The sequence below is a fragment of the Actinomadura rayongensis genome, assembly GCF_009831215.1.
Taxonomy (GTDB): Bacteria; Actinomycetota; Actinomycetes; order Streptosporangiales; family Streptosporangiaceae; genus Spirillospora; species Spirillospora rayongensis.
In genome coordinates this window covers 109787-129329 of the sequence record NZ_WUTW01000007.1, presented here as the reverse complement: position 1 = coordinate 129329, position 19543 = coordinate 109787, and the positions used below count along the sequence as shown (strand labels likewise).

The 19543-nt window shown below is 72.7% G+C and carries 17 protein-coding genes; 10 read left to right on the top strand and 7 right to left on the bottom strand.

Annotation, left to right across the window (positions count from 1 at the left end; translation table 11 throughout):
• The first annotated feature begins 12 nt into the window (after window positions 1-12).
• Window positions 13-2304 (top strand): transketolase-like TK C-terminal-containing protein, encoded by a 2292-nt coding sequence (locus GQ466_RS25610; RefSeq protein WP_161105594.1) that lies wholly within the window; start codon window positions 13-15, stop codon window positions 2302-2304.
• Window positions 2305-2320: 16 nt separating this feature from the next.
• Here the strand turns inward: GQ466_RS25610 and GQ466_RS25605 are convergent, their stop codons facing one another.
• Both GQ466_RS25605 and GQ466_RS25600 read right to left on the bottom strand, forming a co-directional pair.
• Window positions 2321-3286: a zinc-binding dehydrogenase gene (locus GQ466_RS25605; protein ID WP_161105593.1), complete on the bottom strand. Its 966-nt coding sequence runs from the start codon at window positions 3284-3286 to the stop codon at window positions 2321-2323.
• A 3-nt stretch (window positions 3287-3289) separates the two neighbouring features.
• Complete coding sequence (locus GQ466_RS25600) at window positions 3290-3799, bottom strand: nuclear transport factor 2 family protein (protein WP_161105592.1); 510 nt, start codon at window positions 3797-3799, stop codon at window positions 3290-3292.
• Window positions 3800-3892: 93 nt separating this feature from the next.
• Here GQ466_RS25600 and GQ466_RS32020 point away from each other — a divergent pair, with 93 nt between their 5' ends.
• Window positions 3893-4363 (top strand): MarR family transcriptional regulator, encoded by a 471-nt coding sequence (locus GQ466_RS32020; RefSeq protein ID WP_202421119.1) that lies wholly within the window; start codon window positions 3893-3895, stop codon window positions 4361-4363.
• A gap of 3 nt (window positions 4364-4366) precedes the next feature.
• On the opposite strand, the gene GQ466_RS25590 is transcribed toward GQ466_RS32020, so the two are convergent.
• Window positions 4367-5977 (bottom strand): carboxylesterase/lipase family protein, encoded by a 1611-nt coding sequence (locus GQ466_RS25590; RefSeq protein WP_161105591.1) that lies wholly within the window; start codon window positions 5975-5977, stop codon window positions 4367-4369.
• Between the two features lie 314 nt (window positions 5978-6291).
• Here GQ466_RS25590 and GQ466_RS25585 point away from each other — a divergent pair, with 314 nt between their 5' ends.
• From GQ466_RS25585 to GQ466_RS25550, 8 genes are read left to right on the top strand one after another with little or no spacing between them, the layout of a single operon-like run.
• On the top strand, window positions 6292-7602 hold the full coding sequence (locus GQ466_RS25585; RefSeq protein ID WP_337193628.1) for an MSMEG_0569 family flavin-dependent oxidoreductase: 1311 nt from the start codon (window positions 6292-6294) through the stop codon (window positions 7600-7602).
• 18 nt (window positions 7603-7620) lie between these two features.
• Window positions 7621-8436 carry an amidohydrolase family protein gene (locus GQ466_RS25580; RefSeq protein WP_161105589.1) on the top strand — a complete coding sequence of 272 codons (816 nt, stop codon included), beginning with the start codon at window positions 7621-7623 and terminating at the stop codon, window positions 8434-8436.
• A gap of 26 nt (window positions 8437-8462) precedes the next feature.
• Window positions 8463-8978, top strand: coding sequence for an MSMEG_0572/Sll0783 family nitrogen starvation response protein (locus tag GQ466_RS25575; protein ID WP_161105588.1), 516 nt, complete (start codon window positions 8463-8465; stop codon window positions 8976-8978).
• A gap of 30 nt (window positions 8979-9008) precedes the next feature.
• Window positions 9009-10067, top strand: a complete 1059-nt coding sequence (locus GQ466_RS25570) for an MSMEG_0568 family radical SAM protein (RefSeq protein ID WP_161105587.1) — start codon at window positions 9009-9011, stop codon at window positions 10065-10067.
• Complete coding sequence (locus tag GQ466_RS25565; protein ID WP_337193627.1) at window positions 10064-11506, top strand: MSMEG_0567/sll0787 family protein; 1443 nt, start codon at window positions 10064-10066, stop codon at window positions 11504-11506. Before GQ466_RS25570 ends, GQ466_RS25565 begins: the two co-directional genes overlap by 4 nt.
• Complete coding sequence (locus tag GQ466_RS25560) at window positions 11503-12351, top strand: carbon-nitrogen hydrolase family protein (RefSeq protein WP_161105586.1); 849 nt, start codon at window positions 11503-11505, stop codon at window positions 12349-12351. Before GQ466_RS25565 ends, GQ466_RS25560 begins: the two co-directional genes overlap by 4 nt.
• Window positions 12348-13184 (top strand): carbon-nitrogen hydrolase family protein, encoded by an 837-nt coding sequence (locus GQ466_RS25555; RefSeq protein ID WP_161105585.1) that lies wholly within the window; start codon window positions 12348-12350, stop codon window positions 13182-13184. Before GQ466_RS25560 ends, GQ466_RS25555 begins: the two co-directional genes overlap by 4 nt.
• A complete protein-coding gene (locus tag GQ466_RS25550; RefSeq protein WP_161105584.1) occupies window positions 13181-14254 on the top strand; it encodes an MSMEG_0565 family glycosyltransferase in 1074 nt (357 codons plus the stop codon). The genes GQ466_RS25555 and GQ466_RS25550 overlap by 4 nt, the downstream gene beginning before the upstream one ends.
• Before the next feature lie 53 nt (window positions 14255-14307).
• Here GQ466_RS25550 and GQ466_RS25545 read toward each other — a convergent pair whose 3' ends face one another.
• From GQ466_RS25545 to GQ466_RS25530, 4 genes are all read right to left on the bottom strand, one after another.
• A complete protein-coding gene (locus tag GQ466_RS25545) occupies window positions 14308-16158 on the bottom strand; it encodes a P-loop NTPase fold protein (protein ID WP_161105583.1) in 1851 nt (616 codons plus the stop codon).
• 188 nt (window positions 16159-16346) lie between these two features.
• The gene (locus tag GQ466_RS25540) at window positions 16347-17486 is read right to left on the bottom strand and encodes an acyl-CoA dehydrogenase family protein (RefSeq protein WP_161105582.1); all 1140 of its coding nucleotides are present in this window, start codon (window positions 17484-17486) and stop codon (window positions 16347-16349) included.
• Between the two features lie 71 nt (window positions 17487-17557).
• Window positions 17558-18808 carry an aspartate aminotransferase family protein gene (locus tag GQ466_RS25535; protein ID WP_161105581.1) on the bottom strand — a complete coding sequence of 417 codons (1251 nt, stop codon included), beginning with the start codon at window positions 18806-18808 and terminating at the stop codon, window positions 17558-17560.
• Between the two features lie 45 nt (window positions 18809-18853).
• Window positions 18854-19543, bottom strand: a complete 690-nt coding sequence (locus GQ466_RS25530; protein ID WP_161105580.1) for a GntR family transcriptional regulator — start codon at window positions 19541-19543, stop codon at window positions 18854-18856.

The following is a 19543-nucleotide window of genomic DNA, read 5'->3' as shown; positions in this document are numbered from 1 at the left end:
ACGGGAGGCGCCATGAACCCGACGACCGGCCGCGACACGGTGCTGCGGGCCCTGGAGCGGCGCGTGCTCTGGCTCGCGACGGCGATCGTCCACCACGCCAACCGCGTCCGGCCCAACCCGGGCGGGCTCAAGGTGGGCGGTCACCAGGCGTCCAGCGCGTCCCTCGTCACGATCATGACGGCGCTGTGGCTGGAGGAGCTGCGCGCCGACGACCGCGTGTCGGTCAAGCCGCACGCCTCGCCCGTCCTGCACGCGCTGGAGTACCTTCTCGGCGACCTGGGCGCCGCCGACCTGACGACCCTGCGGCAGTTCGGCGGCCTCCAGAGCTACCCCAGCCGCCTCAAGGACCCCGTGCCCGCCGACTACTCCACCGGCTCGGTCGGCATCGGCGCGACCGCCCCGATCTGGGGCGCGCTCGCCCGCCGCTACGTCCGCGACCACTTTGGGACGGGCGGGACCGGACGGCAGTGGTCCCTCGTCGGCGACGCCGAACTCGACGAGGGCGCCGTCTGGGAGGCCGTGCTGGACCCGATGGTCGCCGACCTCGGCGAGGTGAACTGGATCGTCGACCTGAACCGCCAGTCGCTCGACCGGGTCGTCCCCGCGATGGCCGGGGCGCGGCTGCCCGGCGTGTTCGCCGCCGCGGGCTGGCAGGTGATCACGGTCAAGTACGGGACGCGGCTGGAGGAGCTGTTCGCCCGTCCGGGCGGCGACGCGCTCCGCCGCCGCATCGACGCGATGCCCAACGCCGAGTACCAGCGGATGCTGCGCCGCCGCCCGGACGAACTGCGCGCCGCCCTCGCCGACGGGCCCGCGCTCGCCGCGCTCCTGGCCGAGGTCCCCGACGCCGACCTGGCCGCCGCCGTCCGCGACCTCGGCGGCCACGACCTCGCCGCCCTGCGCGCCGCGTTCGCCCAGGTGGACGACGCGCGGCCCACCGTGATCTTCGCCTACACCCTCAAGGGCCGCGACCTGCCGATCGAGGGCCATCCGCAGAACCACTCGGCGCTGCTGACCGACGCGCAGCTGGCGGAGCTGGCCGACCGGCTCGGCGCGGACCCCGCGCGTCCGTGGACGCGGCCCGAACCCGGATCCCCCGAAGGCCGGCTGCTCGCCGACGCCGCCGCCCGGCTGCACCGCGCCGCGCCCGCCGCGCCCGCGCGCGTGACCGTGCCGGCGGACCTCGGCCGGACGCCGTCCGGCGTGCTGGCCACCCAGACCGCGCTCGGCCGGACGCTGCTGGACCTGAACCGCGCCGCCCCGGACGCCGCCGCGCGGGTCGTGACCGTCAGCCCCGACGTCAGCTCCAGCACCAACCTCGGCGGCTGGGTCAACAAGGTCGGCGTGTGGTCCACCGAGGAGCGCGCCGACTGGTTCGCCGACGACGCCGAGACGATCCTGCACTGGCGGGAGCGGCCCGCCGGACGGCACATCGAACTCGGCATCGCCGAGACCAACCTCGTCGGCCTGCTCGGCGAGCTCGGCGCGACCTGGAGCCGCTGGGACGAGCCGCTGCTGCCGATCGGCGTCCTGTACGACCCGTTCGTGGAACGGGCGCTGGAACCGTGGTCGTTCGGGATCTACGCCGGGGGGCGGTCGATCCTCGTCGGCACGCCGTCCGGGGTGAGCCTCGCGCCCGAGGGCGGCGCGCACCAGTCGGTCAAGACGCCGTCGATCGGGCTGGAGCAGCCCGGCTGCGTCAGCTACGAACCGGCGTTCGCGCTGGACGCCGAGTGGTGCCTGTTGGCCTGCCTCGGCGCGCTCGCGGGCCCGGACGGCACGTCGGCGTACCTGCGGCTGTCGACCCGTCCGGTGGACCAGGCGCTCGCCGCCGTGCCCACGGACCCGGCCGCCCGCGAGCGCCGCCGCCGCTCGGTCGTCGCGGGCGGCTACGCGCTGCGCCGCGCCGCGCAACCTCGCGTCACGCTCGCCGCGGTCGGCGCGCTCGTCCCCGAGGCGCTGGCGGCGGCCGAACGGCTGGCCGCCCTCGGCGTGGGCGCGGACGTCGTCTGCGTGACCAGCCCCGACCTGCTGTTCCGTGCCCAGCGGGCGCGCACCGGCCTGGACGACGCGCCCACCTGGATCCTGGACGCGCTGTTCCCCGACGACCGCGCGTGCCCGCTGGTCACCCTCATCGACGGGCACCCGCACACGCTGGCGTTCCTCGCGGGCGTCCGGCGGGTGCGCGCCGCCCACCTCGGCGTCACGTCCTTCGGCCAGAGCGGCGACCTGCCCGACGTCTACCGCCACCACGGCATCGACGCCGACGCCGTCATCACCGCCGCCCTCGCCCTGATCACCTGACGCCGGCCCCCCGCATTCAGGCGCAGTGGAGGACGATCTTGCCGAACTGGTCGCCGGCGAGGGCCCGGGCGATGCCGGGTTTGGCGTCGTGGAGGGGCCAGGTGCTGTCGATCTTCGGTCGGGCGCCGCCGGTGGCGCAGTGCCGGGCCAGGTTCCGGAGGTCGGTGGGGCTGCCCATGGCGCTGCCGTGCAGGCTGATGGAGCGGATGAACAGGTCGGCGAGGTCCAGGTCGGTGGTGCCGCCGGTGACGGCTCCGGCGGTGACCAGGCGTCCGCCGGTGCGGACCGAGCGGAGCGAGTGGGCGAACGTCGCCCGGCCCGTGGCGTCCATCGCGGCGTCGACCTGTTCGGGCAGGCGGGCGCCGGGGGAGAAGGCCGCGTGCGCGCCGAGTTCGGTGACGGCGCGCTCGCCGCGGTCGGGGTCGCGGCTGGTGACCCAGACGCGCAGGCCCGCCGCGACGCCCAGGCTGATGAGCGCCGTCGAGACGCCGCCGCCCGCTCCCTGGACGAGGACGGTCTCGCCGGGTTTGAGGTCGGCCCGTCCGAACAGCATCCGATAGGCGGTCAGCCACGCGGTGCCCAGGCAGGCGGCATGGTCCCAGGACAGCCCGGCCGGTTTGGGGATGAGGTTCGCCCGCGGGACGTGGACCTCTTCGGCCCAGGTGCCGTCGAGGCCCTGGGACAGTGCCCGCAGGTCCGGGTCGTACAGGGGGTCGGCGTATCCGGGGCCGGAGACGATCGGGTAGACGATCACCTCGTTGCCGTCCTCGTCGAGGCCCGCCCCGTCGATGCCGAGCACGCGGTGCGTCCCGGGCTCGAATCCGGGGCCGCGCACGGCGGCCAGGTCGCTGTGGTTGACCGAGGCGCTTTTCAGGCGGACCGTGGTCCAGCCGTCCGGGCGCGGCGGGGCGGGACGGTCGGCGATCTCGATGCCGGTCAGGCGCCCGTCGGGGTCGGGCGCGGTGCGGCGGATGGCGAGCACGCCTCAGTCCTGCGGGAACGCGTAGGGGAGGTCGTGGCTGATCACCAGTTCGGTGATCAGCCAGCGCCCGTCGACGCGCGACAGCCGGGACCGCACGTAGCCGGACTCGATCGGCGTGATCGACCCCTGCGCCCCGGACGCGTCCGGCGGCCACCCCTCGGCGGGCCGCGCCCGGCCGACGACGTTGTAGACCACGAACTGCGCGTCGTTGGTGGCGGTCTCGCCGTCGACCTCCACGAGGTGGTTGAACGTGGTGTGGTGGCTCCAGCCGAGCGGCGGGTGCGGGGCCATCATGCCCGCCACGGCGTGGCCGATGGCCTCGGCCCCGCGCACCGTCCCGAGAAGTTCGGACTCGCCCGCGCCGGTGTAGCGGATCTCGACGACCGCGTCGTCGGTGAACAGCGCGGCCATGGCCCGCCCGTCCCGGTGGTCGGCCGCCCGGACGTACCGCGCGGTGACCTCGTCGATCTGGCGCTCCGCGATCTTCGGCGGGGCTTGCACCTCGGTGCTCATGGACGCTCCTCTGGCTCAAACAACATGAGACTCTCATGTGTTTGCCTGAGAGTATCAGGCTTTTTGACGGAGTGTCTCAGGTACTTTGGACGGGTGAGCACACGACCGTCCTTCAGCGGAGAGACCCTGACGGGCGACATGGCCCGGGGCAGCTTTCCCGGCATCCGCCGGGCCATGCTGGACTTCGTCGGCGCCTACCTGGTCGACTTCGAGACCTCGGCCCGCGCCGCCGGCCTCACCCTCGCCCAGGCGCGGGTGCTGGGGCTCGCGGCGGTCGAGCCGTCCTCGATGAAGGACCTCGCCGCGCGGTTCGGCTGCGACCCGTCCAACCTCACCGCCAAGGTCGACCGCCTGATCGCCCTCGGGCTGGTGGAACGCCGTCCCGATCCCGAGGACGGGCGCGTCAAGCTGATCGCGGCGACCCCCGCCGGGGTCGCCGCGTCGGCCGCGCTGTGCCACAGCCGCGACTGGCTCGCCGAGGTCCTCGACGGACTGACCGCCGAGGAGGCCGCCCTCGTCCAGACGGCCTTCGACCTGCTCGTCAACCGCGCGGCGCCGGCCTGATCCCTAGGTCAGGAACGGTGAAACGAGGGCCCAGAACCAGTCCTGGTGGACGTTCTGGAAGGCGCCGAAGCGGGTGACGTCCGGTTCGCCGGCCGAGTTGAGGTTGCGGTAGGGCGAGCTGAGCCGGTTGAACCCGGGCCACGCCGGAAGGGTCGTGGAGGTGGGGGAGCCGGTCGCGGCGAAGGTCCCCCAGGTGCGGATCATCTGGTCGGCGAGGGCCTTCTGCGCCGCGTCGTAGCGGGCGGAATCGGGATCCAGCAGGTAAAGGATCTCCGAGGCGTGGCACGCGCAGCGAAGGTCGGGAAGGGTCGGGATGACGCTGGGCGCCTTCGGCTCGTTGAACTCGTAGGCGAACGTCGGCACCCGGTCGGAGAAGGCGCTCGCCATCCCCTGGACGGGGTGCGCGAACATCATGTCCGTGAGCAGGGCGGCCAGCGCCCGTTCCGGCGAGCCGTACCGCTCCGACGGGTAGAGCAGCGCGAAGATCCCCCCGACCAGCGGGCCGCCGAAGGCGTCGAGCTGCGCCCGGTACTCGGTCTCGGTGAGGTCGTGGTCGGTCTTGAGGCGGAACAGGGCGGTGAACAGGCGCCCCTCCTCCCGGTTGATCCCGATCATGACCGGCATCCGGGTGAACTTCCCGGCCCGGACGAGGTCGGCCGGATCGCCCGGCAGGAACGTCCCGTCCACGACCGGCGCCCACGGCACGCCCTGCACGCTCGCGGGATCGTCCAGCGGCGGGGCGGCGGCGACCAGGTCGGCGGCGGGCAGGGCGCGCAGGCAGGCGAGCCGGTCCGGGCCGTCCGGGCAGCCCGCCTTGTCGGCGAAGCCCGCGCCGTGCTTCTCGGCGGCGGCGAGCGTCGCGGCGTGCACCTGGGAGTCCTCGCACGGGCCGCTCTGCATGATCGCCCGGTGGAACAGGCCCGCCGACGACGGGATCGTCAGGTGCGCGCACGTGGACAGCGCCCCGGCCGACTCCCCGAACAGCGTGACCCGTCCGGCGTCGCCGCCGAACGCGGCGATGTTCCGGTGGACCCAGCGCAGCGCCTCCTGCTGGTCCTGGAGGCCGTAGTTCAGCTTCGGGTCCTCGGCGCGCAGGCCGGGCAGCGCCAGGAAGCCGAGCGCGCCCAGCCGGTAGGTGACCGAGACGACCACGGCGTCGGCGCGGGCGACGAACCCGGCGGCGTTGAAGTCGGCCCCCGAGCCGTTCTCGAACCCGCCGCCGTGCAGCCACACCATGACGGGCAGGCGGTCGGCGTCGGTGGCGCCCGGCGGGGTGTAGACGTCGACGACCAGGCAGTCCTCGGTCATCGGCCGGTCCGGTTCGTACGACAGGCGGTGCTGCGGGCAGCGGACCGTCCGGTTCCCGGTCGCGTCGCGCACGCCCGTCCAGGCGGCGGGCGGCTGCGGGGGCCGCCAGCGGAGGTCGCCGAGCGGCGGCTTCGCGTAGGGGATGCCGTGGAAGGCCCGGTACCCCGCCGTCGCCACCCCCTTGACCGCGCCGCTCCCGGTCTGGACGACGTCCTGCGGTTCCGCGGCCCGCACGGGTCCCGCGACCGTCCCGCCCAGCACGCTCACAGCGAGCGCGATCGTTCCCAGCCAACGCCGAAGCGCCATGACGGTCCTTTCGAGGAGGCCCCCGAAATGTGAAGTGGCGCACACCCTAGAGATCCGCCGGGACCGTGCCTATGCGGACGGCTGACAAGAACACCGTTCGGGGCCGCGTCCGCCGTCACCGGCGGTGAGCGTTTGGTAACGCCCGTTTAGTCCGGATGACCCCGTTCGGTAACACGCGAGGGATGAGGTGGCACTCATCAAGCAGTCCCGAGGGCCGGACCGGCCTCGGGGTTCTGCAGGGAGGATCTCATGCCCGAGCTGTCTTTCCATCGCGCGGCCACCGCGTACGTCGGGAACGCCGACGGGAGCGAGCGGTGAACCCGCCGGGGCTCGCCGGGGCCCACTACCCGGTCGCCGTCGTCGGCGGGGGCCAGGCCGGTCTCTCCATGAGCTACCACCTGCGGGAGCGCGGCATCGACCACGTCGTGCTGGAGGCCGGCCGGGTCGGACGCGAGTGGCGCGAGCGCCGCTGGGACACGTTCTGCCTGGTGACCCCCAACTGGCAGTGCAAACTGCCCGGCTACCCGTACCAGGGGACGGATCCCGACGGCTTCATGGTCCGCGACGAGATCGTCCGGTACCTGGAGGACTACGTGGCCTTCTTCCGGCCGCCGCTCGTCGAGGGCGTCACCGTCACGGGCCTGCGGCGGTCCGGCGGCGTGTTCGACCTCACGACGACCGCGGGCGCCTTCACCGCCGACCAGGTGGTGGTGGCGACCGGCCCGTACCACGCGCCGTCCGTCCCCCGGATGGCCGAGCGGCTGCCGTCGGACGTGGAACAGGTCCACTCCTCGCGCTACCGCAATCCCGACCAGTTGCCCGACGGGGGAGTCCTGGTCATCGGCACCGGCCAGTCCGGCTGCCAGATCGCCGAGGACCTGCACCTGGCGGGCCGCCAAGTGCATCTGGCGGTGGGCGGCGCTCCCCGGGTCGCCCGCTTCTACCGGGGCAAGGACTGCGTGGCCTGGCTGGACGAGATGGGCCACTACGCCAAGACCATCGACGCCTTCGACGACGCCGACGGGGTCCGGATGCGGGTCAACCACTACGTCACCGGACGCGACGGAGGCCGCGACATCGACCTGCGCGCCTTCGCCCGGGACGGCATGCGCCTGTACGGACGGCTCACCGGCGTCGACGGCGCGGCCCTGGAGTTCGCCGACGACCTCAAGCTCAACCTCGACCGCGCGGACGCCGTGGCCGAGGGCATCAAGGACGCCATCGACGCGCACATCGCCGCCCAGCGCATCGACGCGCCCGCCGAGGCCCGCTACGTGCCCGTCTGGGAGCCGTCCGAGCAGCCGCGCTCGCTGGACCTGCGCGCGGCGGGCGTCACGTCCGTCGTCTGGGCGACCGGCTTCGCCCGCGACCACCGCTGGATCGAACTCCCGGCCTTCGACGGCCGCGGCTACCCGATGCACTGGCGCGGGGCCACCAGCATCCCGGGCCTGTACTTCCTCGGCCTGCCCTGGCAGTACTCCTGGGGCTCGGGCCGCTTCGAGGCGGTGGGCCGGGACGCCGGATTCCTCGCCGGCCACATCGAGGCCTCCCTCCGCCTCGCCGACGTCTGCGGCACGCTCACCGGCGCGCCCAGCGAGCTAGCCTCCGCCCTCCCGCTGGGCTGAACGGTCAAGGACACCGCCATGGTCTTCGACGCACATCGCCATCTCGGCGTGCTGCCCGCCCATCCCTTCTACGGCGGGCCGCCCGTCCGGCCCGACGTCACCGCGCGCGGCACCGTCAAGCAGCTCCTCGCCGACCTCGACGCCGAGGGCACCGAACGCGCCCTGGTCCTGCCGAACTACGGGGTGCCCGATCCCGCTATCGCCTTCTCGTTCAACGAGCTGGTGATCGAGGCGGCGCAGACCGACGACCGGATCCGCGCCGGGCTGTGGGTCTCGCCGCGTCCCGAGGACGAGCGGCGCACCGCGCACGCCCTGGCGCTGGCCGGCGAGGACGGCGTGCGCGCCCTCAAGCTCAGCTTCCTGCTCGGCGGACGCGTCACCGACCCGGCGTGCCGCCCCCAGCTCGACCGGATCTTCGACGAGGCCGAGCGGCTCGGCCTGGTGGTCCACGTCCACACCTCGCCCGGCGCCGCGTCCGACATCGACGAGGTCGGACGCCTCGTGGACTGGTACGCCGACCGGGTGCCGGTCCACCTGGTGCACTTCGGCGGCGGGATGAGCGGCCACATCAAGCTGATCGGATCCCGCTTCTTCGACTGGATCGCGGCGGGCAAACGCGTCTACACCGACCTCTCCTGGGCCATCGGCTTCGCGCCGTACTGGCTGGCCCGGGAGATCGAGCACCGCGGCATCGGCCACGACCGGGTGCTCTTCGCCAGCGACCAGCCGTGGGGCGACTTCGCGGGCGAGCACGCCCGGATGAGCGCCGCGGTCGGCGACGGCGAACTCGGCGAACGCGTCTTCACGGGCACTTTCGCCGCGCTTTACGACTGAACCCTCACCACGAAAGGAAGAAATCCATGACCGTCGAGCTCTCCGAGGTCGAGCAGAAGTCCCTCGACGAGATCCCGCACCCGTCGCTGCCCGAGGGCTCCAGCCTCTACGGGTCCACCAAGGTCTTCCCCGACTACCAGGCCGAGGACGGGGAGACCTACTTCACGCTCGTCCACGGCATCGCGCACGAGTCGTCGGTCTCCTTCGTCGCCGTCCTCCAGGCCACCCGCGCCCTGCGCAAGGGCTTCGAGACGGCCATCTACTTCTACGGCCCCGGCTCGCTCAACTGCCTCGCCACGCGGGGCTTCCCGACCGTCGGGAACTCGGCCTTCCCCGGCGAGCACAACATCAACAACCAGCTCAAGACGTTCATCGCCGAGGGCGGCAAGGTCTTCTGCTGCCGCTTCGGCCTCTCCCTGCACGGCGCCCGCGAGGAGGACCTCATCGAGGGCGTGATCCCCACGCACCCGCTGGACGTCCAGGACGCGCTGATCCACTACGCGCGCAAGGGCGCCATCATCAACTCCACCTACCAGCTCTAGGGGCGGGCCGTGAGCGTTGGCACCAGAGCCGTGAGCGTGCGCATCCTGACGCGCGCCGAACTCGCCCTCCAGGGCGTCCGGGCCGATGCGCCCGTGCGGCGGCCGGACGGCGCGGGACCGAGCGACGACGGCCACGTCCTCGTCGACGGTGCCAACGCCGCCCTGCCGACCAACCCCGACAGCCCGTACTTCGTCCGCGACGGCCGGGTGTGGCTCGGCGACGAGGACACCGGGCTGACGCTGCGGACCGTCCGCCGTCCCCGGTTCTACGAACTGGCGACCGCGGACGGCACGCCGTACGAGCACATCGCCCGCCTCCACGGGGCCGACGTCCTCGCCACGACGGTCGTGCAGACGTGCATCCGCTACGCCGAGGCGGACCGCTGCCGCTTCTGCACCATCGAGGAGTCGCTGCGCTCGGGCGACACCGTCGCCGCCAAGACCCCGGCGCAGCTCGCCGAGGTGGCGGAGGCCGCCGTCCGGCTCGACGGCGTGAAGCAGATGGTGATGACCACCGGCACCACGGCCGGGCCGGACCGGGGCGCCCGCAACCTCGTCCGGTCCGTGCGCGCGGTCCTGGACGCCGTGCCGGGGCTGCCGATCCAGGTGCAGTGCGAGCCGCCGGGCGACCTGGCCTGGATCCGCCGACTGCACGAGGCGGGGGCGACGGCGATCGGCATCCATGTGGAGGCCCTGGACGACGACGTCCGGCGGCGGTGGATGCCCGGCAAGTCCGGCGTCGCGCTGACCGAGTACGAGGCGGCCTGGGACGAGGCCGTGGCCGTCTTCGGCCGCAACCGCGTCTCCACCTATCTGCTGGTCGGCCTCGGCGAGGATCCGGACGAACTGATCGACGGCGCCGGGCGGCTGATCGACCGCGGGGTCTATCCGTTCGTCGTCCCCTACCGTCCGATGCGGGGCACGCTGGCCGCGCGCGACGGCGTCACCGCCCCGGACGCCGAGGTGCTGCGGCACGTCACCGAAGGCGTCGCGGCCAGGCTCCGCGCGGCGGGCATGACCGGCGCCGACCAGGGCGCGGGCTGCGCGGCCTGCGGGGCGTGCAGCGTGCTGCGCGCGGCGGGCGGGTGAGCGGCGTGTACCTGGACGGCGGCGACGCGATCCCGGTGACCGACGGGCCGGGCGACATCCTGGCCCTGCTCGGCGACCGCAGCACGCTCGCCCGGCAGCCCGCGTTCCACGTCGAGCAGGCCCGCACCGCGACGGACCTGGCGGTCTACCGGGGGCTGCGCCGGGACTGCTTCGTCTACGAGCAGCGGCTCTTCGACGGCCACGACCGCGACGACAGGGACGATGATCCGCGCACCCTCGTCCTCGTCGCCAAGGATCGGTCGGGCACGGTCCTCGGCGGGGTGCGGCTGGGTCCCGTCGACGACGGCCCGGACCTCGGCTGGTGGGCCGGTGGCCGCCTCGTCGTCGCTCCCGGTGCCCGGGGCCTGCGGGGCGTCGGGGCGGCCCTGGTGCGGGCGGCCTGCGCCCGGGCCGAGGCGGACGGCGTCCTGCGCTTCGAGGCGACCGTCCAGACCCGCAACGAGGACTTGTTCCGGCAGCTCGGGTGGCGGCGGGTGCGGCCGGTCGCGATCGCCGGGGCGCCGCACGTCCTGATGCGGTGGCCCATCGGGCGGATCGCCGCCCAGACGGCCGCCGCCAAGAGCGCGCTCGGACCGCTGCTCGCCGGCCTGGCCCCCGGCGGCGCCGGGTTCGTCGGCGACGACGGCGCCCCGGTGCCCGGCACCGAGGTGATCGCCGCCTGCGACGCGATCGTGCCGTCCATGGTCGAGCGCGACCCGGAGTGGGCCGGCTGGTGCTCGGTCCTCGTCAACCTCAACGACCTCGCGGCGATGGGCGCGGCGCCGCTCGGACTGCTGGACGCGCTCGGCGCGCCCCACGCCGCGCACGCCGCCCGGGTGCTCGCGGGCCTGAAACGGGCGGCCGTCGCGTACGGCGTCCCGGTCCTCGGCGGGCACACGCAGATCGGGGTGCCCGCCGCGCTCGCGGTCACGGCGCTCGGCCGCGCCGCGCATCCGGTTCCGGGCGGGGGCGGGGAGGCGGGCCACGCGGTGCGGCTCACCGCCGACCTCGGCGGCGGCTGGCGGCCCGGCTACCGGGGCCGCCAGTGGGACTCCACCACCCACCGCCGTCCGGACGAGCTTCAGGCGATGCTCGGCGCGGTCGCCGCCGCCCGTCCGGCCGCCGCCAAGGACGTGTCGATGGCCGGGATCGCCGGCACCCTCGGCATGCTCGCCGAGGCGAGCGGCTGCGGCGCCGTCCTGGACGTCGCCGCCGTCCCCCGCCCGCGGAGCGCGACGGCGGGCGACTGGCTCACCTGCTTCCCCGGGTTCGCCCTGCTGACCGCCGACGCGCCGGGAACGCCCCCGCCTCCGGCCGGCCCGGCGGTGAGCGCGGTCTGCGGCGAGCTGACGACGGGCCGGGGCGTCGGGCTGCGCTGGCCCGACGGAGAGATCACCGAAGCGGTCACCGGCACGGTGACGGGAATGGGAACCGCATGAGCACGCTGAGGATGGCGGCCGTGGCCGCCGAGTTCGGTCGCGACCTGGACGAGGACTTCGCCACCGTCGAGCGCCTGATCGACCAGGCGCGCGGCGCGGGCGTCCGGCTCCTCGCGCTGCCCGAAGCGTGCCTCGGCGGCTATCTGCTGAGTCTCGCCGACGACGTGGAACTCGACGCGGGCCCGCCCGCGCTGGCCGTGGACGGCCCGGAGATCCGCCGGCTGAGCGCGCTGGCCGGGGAGATGACCGTGATCGCCGGCTACTGCGAGGCCGACGGCGACACGCGCTACAACAGCGTGGTCTGCGTCAACGGGGACGGCGTCCTCGGCAACCACCGCAAGGTGCACCAGCCGCTCAGCGAGGACGCGTCCTATACGTCCGGCGACCGGTTCCACGCCTTCGACACTCCCGTCGGCCGGATCGGCATGATGATCTGCTACGACAAGGCGTTCCCGGAGTCGGCCCGCGCGCTCGCGCTGGACGGCGCGCAGATCGGGGTCTGCGTCTCCGCCTGGCCCGCCGCCCGGACGCTGGCCGCCGCCGACCCGGCGCAGGACCGCTGGAAGCGCCGCTTCGACCTGTTCGACCGGGCCCGCGCGCTGGAGAACCAGATCGTGTGGCTGTCGGCCAACCAGGCGGGCACGTTCGGGTCGCTACGCTTCGTCGGAAGCGCCAAGGTCGTCGACCCCGGCGGGGAGATCCTCGCCGACACGGGCGTCCCGGCCGGCCTGGCCGTCGCCGAACTCGACGTCCGGGAGGCGCTGGAGACCGCCCGCCGGTCGATGGGCCACCTGCGCGACCGGCGGCCCGAGACCTACACGCCCGCAGGAGCAGTCAGCGCATGACGACCGTCCGGATCGCGGCTGCCGCCGCCCACTTCGGCCGCGACCTGGAGTTCGACCTCGCGCGCATCGCCAAACTGGTCGAGGACGCCCGCCGGGAGGGCGCCGGGCTGCTCGTCCTGCCCGACGCCGCCCTCGGCGGCTACCTCGCCGACCTGCGCCACCCCGACCCCGAAGCGCTGCCGCCCGCCCTCAAGGCCGACGACCCGGCCATCCTCCAGGTGGCGCGGCTGGCCGCCGAGATGGTGGTCTGCGTCGGCTACTGCGAGGACGGCGGCAGCGAGCGCTACAACGCGGCGGTGTGCGTCAGCGGCGACGGCGTCCTCGGCAGGCACCGCAAGGTCCACCTGCCGGCCGGGGAGGTCGCCGCGTACACCCCCGGCGACCGCTTCGACGCCTTCGACACCCCGGTCGGGCGGATCGGCATGCTCATCGACTACGACAAGACCTTCCCCGAGTCCGCGCGGTCATTGGCTCTGGACGGCGCCGGGATCCTCGCCTGCCTGTCCGCCTGGCCGACCAGCATCACCAACCGCGCCCCGCGCATGGCCCAGGACCGCCAGGCGCGGCTGTTCGACCTGTACGACCAGGCGCGGGCGGCCGAGAACCAGGTGGTGCTGGCCTCGTCCAACCAGACCGGCGCCATGGGCGGCATGCGCTTCCTCGGGCAGGCCAAGGTGGTCGGGCCCGGCGGCGACATCCTCGCCCGCACCTGGTCCAAGGCGGGACTGGCCGTCGCCGAGGTCGACATCGCCGAGGAGATCGACCGCGCCCGCCGGGTGCTGCGGCATCTGGACGAACTGCGCCCCGACGCCTACCGGAGGGCGCCGTCGTGAAGATCGCCCTGCTCAGCTACTCCACCAAGCCGCGCGGCGGCGTCGTCCACACGCTCGCCCTGGCCGAAGCCCTCGCCGCGCTGGGCGAGGACGTCACCGTCTGGACCCTGGGCCGCAACGGCGACACGGGCTTCTTCCGCCAGGTCGACCCGGCCGTCCGCCAACGGATCGTGCCCTTCCCCGACCGCCCGTCCGAGACCGTGGGCGACCGCGTGCTGCGCTCCATCGCGACGCTGCGCGCGGCGTTCGACCCGGCGCCGTACGACGTCGTCCACGCCCAGGACTGCATCAGCGCCAACGCCGCCGGCCGCTGCGTGCGCACGGTGCACCACATCGACCACTTCACGACCCCGGAACTCGCCGCCTGCCACGAACGCGCGATCACCACCCCCTACGCCCACATCTGCGTCTCCCGCTCCGTAGCCGACGAACTGGCCACGGGCTGGGGCGTCAAAGCCGAAACGATCCCCAACGGCGTGGCCTACGACCGCTTCTCGTCCACCGATCCCGCAGCACGGGCGGACTGGCGCTCACGCCTGGGCCGCTACATCCTCACCGTAGGCGGCATAGAACCCCGCAAGGGCTCGCTCGACCTCCTGAACGCCTACGCCCTGCTCCGCACCCGCCACCGCGATCTCCGACTGGTCATAGCGGGCGGCGAAACCCTCTTCGACTACCGCGACTACCGCGCCCGCTGGGACGCCCGCGCCGCCGAACTGAACATCGAACCGGTGATCCTGGGCCCCGTCCCCGACGACACCCTCCCACCGCTGGTCGCCGCCGCCGAAGCCTTCGCCTTCCCGTCAACCAAGGAAGGCTTCGGCCTGGCCGCAATGGAAGCGCTGGCGGCAGGCGTCCCCCTCGTCGTCCGGGACCTACCGGTCCTACGCGAGGTCTTCACTCCCGCCGCCCGCTTCGCCGCCACCCCCGAAGCGCTCGCGACAGAACTCGACCAAGCCATCACCACCCCCGACCCCGCCCGCCGAACGGCAGGCCGCAACCTGGCCGCCCACCACACCTGGCAAGAAACCGCCCAACGCCACCTGGCCTTCTACCGCGACATCGGTTGATCCTCAGGTCGCCGCGGCACCGAAGCGCGTGCAGGTGAAGGCCCGGGTCAGGGTCACGACCATGATTTATCCATCGAAACTCCAATGGCGGTGGAAGTATCGCTGTCGGTGAGTCTCAGTCCGATCAGCACATTGAGGACGTCCGTTGCTGACGTCGTGATGGCGATCGCGCCGAGGTCCTGAGCACGTTGCCGCCGATGCGGCGTGATGCGGCCCGTGTAGAAAATCACTGGACCTTGGTAGCCGGCCGCCCTCAATTGCTGTACGTGCTCGAATCCGCCGTCGGGATCCGCTCCTCGTGTGATGTCGGATACCAGTGCGTCCGGTGGTGTGTTGATGATTAGCGGATCGGTCACCGTCGCCGCGTCGAGAATGCTCACCTGCGCACCGGCGCCCTCGAGCAGCTGCACGAGAAGGTCATTGTTCCCCGGCTCGTCATCTATGGACGCAATATGCAGGCCTGCCAGGGGCCGGTGCGCGGTGGACGCCAGATCTGCGGAGACGTACGATGCCGGGTCCGCCGATACGTACGATTCCGGTACGCCTGACGGAGACTGCGCAGTGAGGGGACGCCTGAACAGGTGTGTTCTCAGGCTTCGGCGTTCTTCGGCGTCGCCGACGCTGCGCAGCAGCGCCAGAAAATTGGCATTGGCGGCGAGCCCGGGGAAGAACTCGGGAAGCTCGGCTTCCAGCGAGTGAACGGCTTCCCGCAGGGCCGAGGTATCCGATGGCGGCTGGGGTAGTGGAACACGGTGATCCAGGAAGACCTGCCGTGCCATGCGCCACCATTCGTCATCTGGATCTCCGGGTGGGTTGAACACGTGGTCGCGAATATTGATGTAGTCGAGAAATTCGCCGATCGGGTCGTCGCCGGACGCTTCGGAGACGAGCAGGTCATAAAATGCGGGGTAGAGTTGCTGGAGCAGGACGGCCGTGACGAGGTGGGGGCCGGCGTTCGGAAGCCGCCACGCCGGGTCGAGCTGGTATTCGAGAATGAAGCTGTTGATGATCCGCTTGATCCGGCGCGGGTTCCGTCCGGCGCGTTGGGCGAGGATCGCGGTCACCGTCTCGTCGATCAGTTCCGAGGTGCCCGACTGCGCCGCGTATCCGGTGATCATCGCCCCGAGCTGGGAGGTGTTGAGCGGCGGCATCCGGTAGCACACCTGGACGATCTTCTCCAGATACGCCCGTCCATCGGCCGTGATGTCCCGCGCCCCCGTGGAGACCCCGCGCGCCAGGGCCGTCTGGTCGCAGGCGAGGACGAATATCAAGCCGGGTGCGTCGAGGTAGAGCTTGATCGCTTCACAGATCTTGACCACGACCTCGCCCGAGCAGCGGTCCAGATCATCGATGAAGACCACCAGCGCCCGATCGGGATCCCGTTGCCCGTCGGATCCGATCCATTCATCGAGCATGTCGTGGATCAGGACGCGGAGATCGTTCCGTATCTTGGCGCTGTCGGCCAATTGATTCCACAGCTCATCGACCAGACGCGTGACACCCGCGAATCTGGCCGCGAGCCCCACGGCGATACCGGCCACGGCGCCCAAACGCCGTTGCCGGCCGAGCTTGCGGGTCCAACGCCGCATGACACTGCGGTCGAGCCCCACGAGCACTGATTTGATGACCCCTTCAAGGGCATCGTCACCGGCCGCCGTCCAGGCGTTGAAGCGCACTGTGGTGACGCGCGGCTGAGCTGCCAGCAGCGCCTCGATCTGCAGGAGCAGCGTGCTCTTGCCCATTCCCCAGCCGGCATCGACCGCGAGGGCGAACGGGGACGACCGCCGGGAGGACAAGATCATGGCCGCGAGACCCTCGGCGACCTCGCCCGCGTCGGCCAGATCTTCCGCCGGATCCTCCACCGGCTGGTCATTCAGTAGGACATAGGGCGCAGGCTGCTCCACGGTTCACCTGATCCGTTGCCGAACGACGGGGGTGTAGGTCGTGCCACGACGGCCTCACCGTAACCAGGTGGCGGTGAAGTGTGAACCGCGCCAAGATGGTTGGACGTTTTTCATCGCTTTGTGGCCGATAGTGGCCCCGGCGGCCGACCCATCCGGGCCGCCTGCATCGCCGCGCCGCCCGGTCGGGGCTAGAGGCCGAGTTGTTTGGCGATGATCTCGTTCATGATCTCGTTGGTGCCGCCGCCTATGCCGAGGATGCGGGCGTCGCGGTAGTGGCGTTCCACCTCGGACTCGCGCATGTAGCCCATGCCGCCGTGGAGTTGGACGGCCTCGTGGACGACCTGCTCGCAGATGTAGACGGCGGTGTTTTTGGCGTAGGCGGTTTCGGTCAGGACGTCCTCGCCGGCTACGTAGCGTTCGGCGATGGTGCGGGTGTAGACGCGGGCTACGTCCACCTGGCGGGCCATTTCGGCGATTTTGTGGCGGACGAGTTGGCGGGACGAGAGGGGGCGGCCGAAGGTTTCGCGTTCGCGGACGTAGGCGAGCGTCAGGTCCAGGCAGCGTTGTGCGGTCGCGTAGGCCTGGACTGCCAGGGACAGGCGTTCGGCCACGAAGTTCTGCACGATTTGCAGGAAGCCGGTGTTCTCGGCGCCTACTAGGTTCGTCGCGGGTACGCGGACGTCGGAGAAGGACAGCTCGGCCGTGTCCGAGCAGAGCCAGCCCATCTTGTCGAGCGCCCTGGACACCGTGAAGCCCGGTGTTCCCTTCTCGATGACGAGCAGGGACACGCCGCCGTAGCCGGGGCCGCCGGTGCGGACGGCCGTGGTCACGAAGTCGGCCCGGACTCCGGACGTGATGAAGATCTTCGCGCCGTTCACCACGTAGGAGTCGCCGTCGCGGACGGCCGTGGTCCGCAGGCCGGCGACGTCCGAGCCGGCGTCCGGCTCGGTGATGCCGAGCGATCCGATCATCTCGCCGGCCAGCACGGGCCGGGCGAACCTGTCGATGAGGTCCTTGTCGCCGGACGCGATCAGGTGCGGCAGCGCGATCCCGTGCGTGAACAGCGACGCGACGACGCCCCCGGACCCGCCGGACTGGATGATCTCCTCGGCGACGAGCAGCGCGTCGATCGGGTCGCCGCCCTGGCCGCCCGCGTCCTCGGGGAAGCCCGCGCCGAGCAGGCCGGCCGCCGCCGCGCGGCGGTGCAGGTCGCGGGGGAGTTCCCCGGCGCGCTCCCAGGCGTCCAGGTGCGGGACGATCTCACGGGTCGTGAAGTCGCGGACGAGGGCGCGCAGGGCGCGGCGTTCGGGGGTGTTCCAGGGACTCACGGGCGGCCTCCGACTCGGTAGAACGAGATTCGGAATCTAACAAAGAGGTGGCCGCCCGGTCATCCCCGGGCTCATCCCGCGTCCGCGACCGCCTTGGCGAACAGCGCCAGGCCCTCGTCCACCTGCTCGCCCGTCACGACCAGCGGGGGGATCATCCGGACGACGTTCCCGTACCCGCCGCACGTCAGCAGCAGCAGCCCGCGCTCGGCGGCGGCGGCCTGCGCCCGCGCGGCCGTCGCCGCGTCCGGTTCGCCGGACGGCGTCGTGAACTCGCACGCCTGCATCAGCCCGAGGCCCCGCACGTCCCCGATCGCCGGGTGGTCGGCGGCGATCGCGCGCAGCCCCGCCCGCAGCCGGGCGCCCTGGACGGCCGCGTTCCCGACCAGGTCCTCGTCGCGGACGACGTCCAGCGTCGCGAGCGCGGCGGCGCACGCCACCGCGTTGCCGCCGTAGGTGCCGCCCTGCGATCCCGGCCAGGCCCGTTCCATCAGCGCGGCGGGCGCCGCGATCGCCGACAGGGGGAACCCGCTGGCCAGGCCCTTGGCGGTGATGAGCACGTCCGGCCGGATGTCGGCGTGGTCGTGGCCCCAGAACCGTCCGGTGCGGCCGATGCCGGTCTGCACCTCGTCCACGATGAGCAGCGCGCCGTGCCGGTCCGCGCGCTCGCGCAGCCCCGCGAGGAACGCGGGCGGCGCGGGAATGTAGCCGCCCTCGCCGAGCACCGGCTCCACGATGAACGCGGCGGTGTCGGCGGGCGCGCACGCCGTCGCGAGCAGGTGGTCCAGCTCGCGCAGCGCGAACCGGACGGCCTCGTCCTCGTCCCACCCGTACCGGTACGCCTGCGGGAACGGCGCGACCGCGACGCCCGGCATCAGCGGCCCGATGCCCGCGCGGAACTTGGTGCCGGCCGTGGTCAGCGCGGCGGCGCCCATCGTCCGGCCGTGGAACGAGCCCTGGAACGCGACGAGGTTCTGCCGTCCGGTCGCGTGCCGCGCCAGCCGCACCGCCGCCTCGACGGCCTCGCTGCCGCTGTTGAGGTAGAACACCGAGTCCAGGCCGGAGGGCAGGACGTCGCCGAGCCGTTCGGTGAGCCGCAGCAGGCCCGGGTGCAGGACGGTCGTGTACTGCCCGTGGATCAGCGTGCCGACCTGCTCGCGCGCCGCCGCGACCACCCGGGGATGGCAGTGGCCGGTGCTCGTGACGCCGATGCCCGCGGTGAAGTCCAGATACCGCCGCCCGTCGGCGTCGTAGAGATGGACCCCTTCGCCGCGTTCGGCCAGCACGGGCGTCGCCTGCCTGAGCACCGGTGACAGCTGCGCCATCGAACCTCTCCCCGGAATTGTTGACAATCTACGGTGCTCATGGCATCACGAAGCCGGGTCGCTGTCCAGGGGCCGGGCGGACGGACGCAGCCGCTCGATCGACCCGGTCATGTGCTCCTCGATCAGCCGCAGCAGCCGCTCCTCGGCGCCGTCGGCGATGGCGTCGACGATCCGGCGGTGCTCCTGGACCAGCTCGTCCGGCTCGGGATAGGTGTCCTGCAGCTCGTTCAGGCACATCCGCGTCTCGACCAGCAGCGTCTGCGCCATCCGCTCCAGCCGGGGACTGCCCGACGCGCTCACCAGCACCGCGTGGAACGCCTGGTCGGCGTCGCTCATCGCCACCCGGTCGCGCTCGCGGGCCGCCGCGACGAGCCGGTCCAGCGCCTCGGTCAGCCGCGCGACCGCCTCGCCCCGGTTGCGCGCCATGACGAGGACGCACGCCGCGCGCTCGATCGCGAGCCGGGACAGGTAGACGTCCTCGACGTCCGCGTGGTCCAGCGTGATCACGAACAGCCCGCGGTGCGGCTCGCTGTGCAGCAGCCCCTCCTGGACGAGCCGCTGCATCGCCTCGCGCAGCGGCCCCCGGCTGATCCCGAGCCGGGTCGCCAGCTCGGCCTCGCCGAGCTGGGAGCCGGGCGGCAGCGCCCCGTACATGATCGCCGAACGCAGCTCGGCCGCGACGATCTCGACCGTCGATCGGCGGGGAACCGGTTCCAGCTCGCCCGGTCGGCGCAT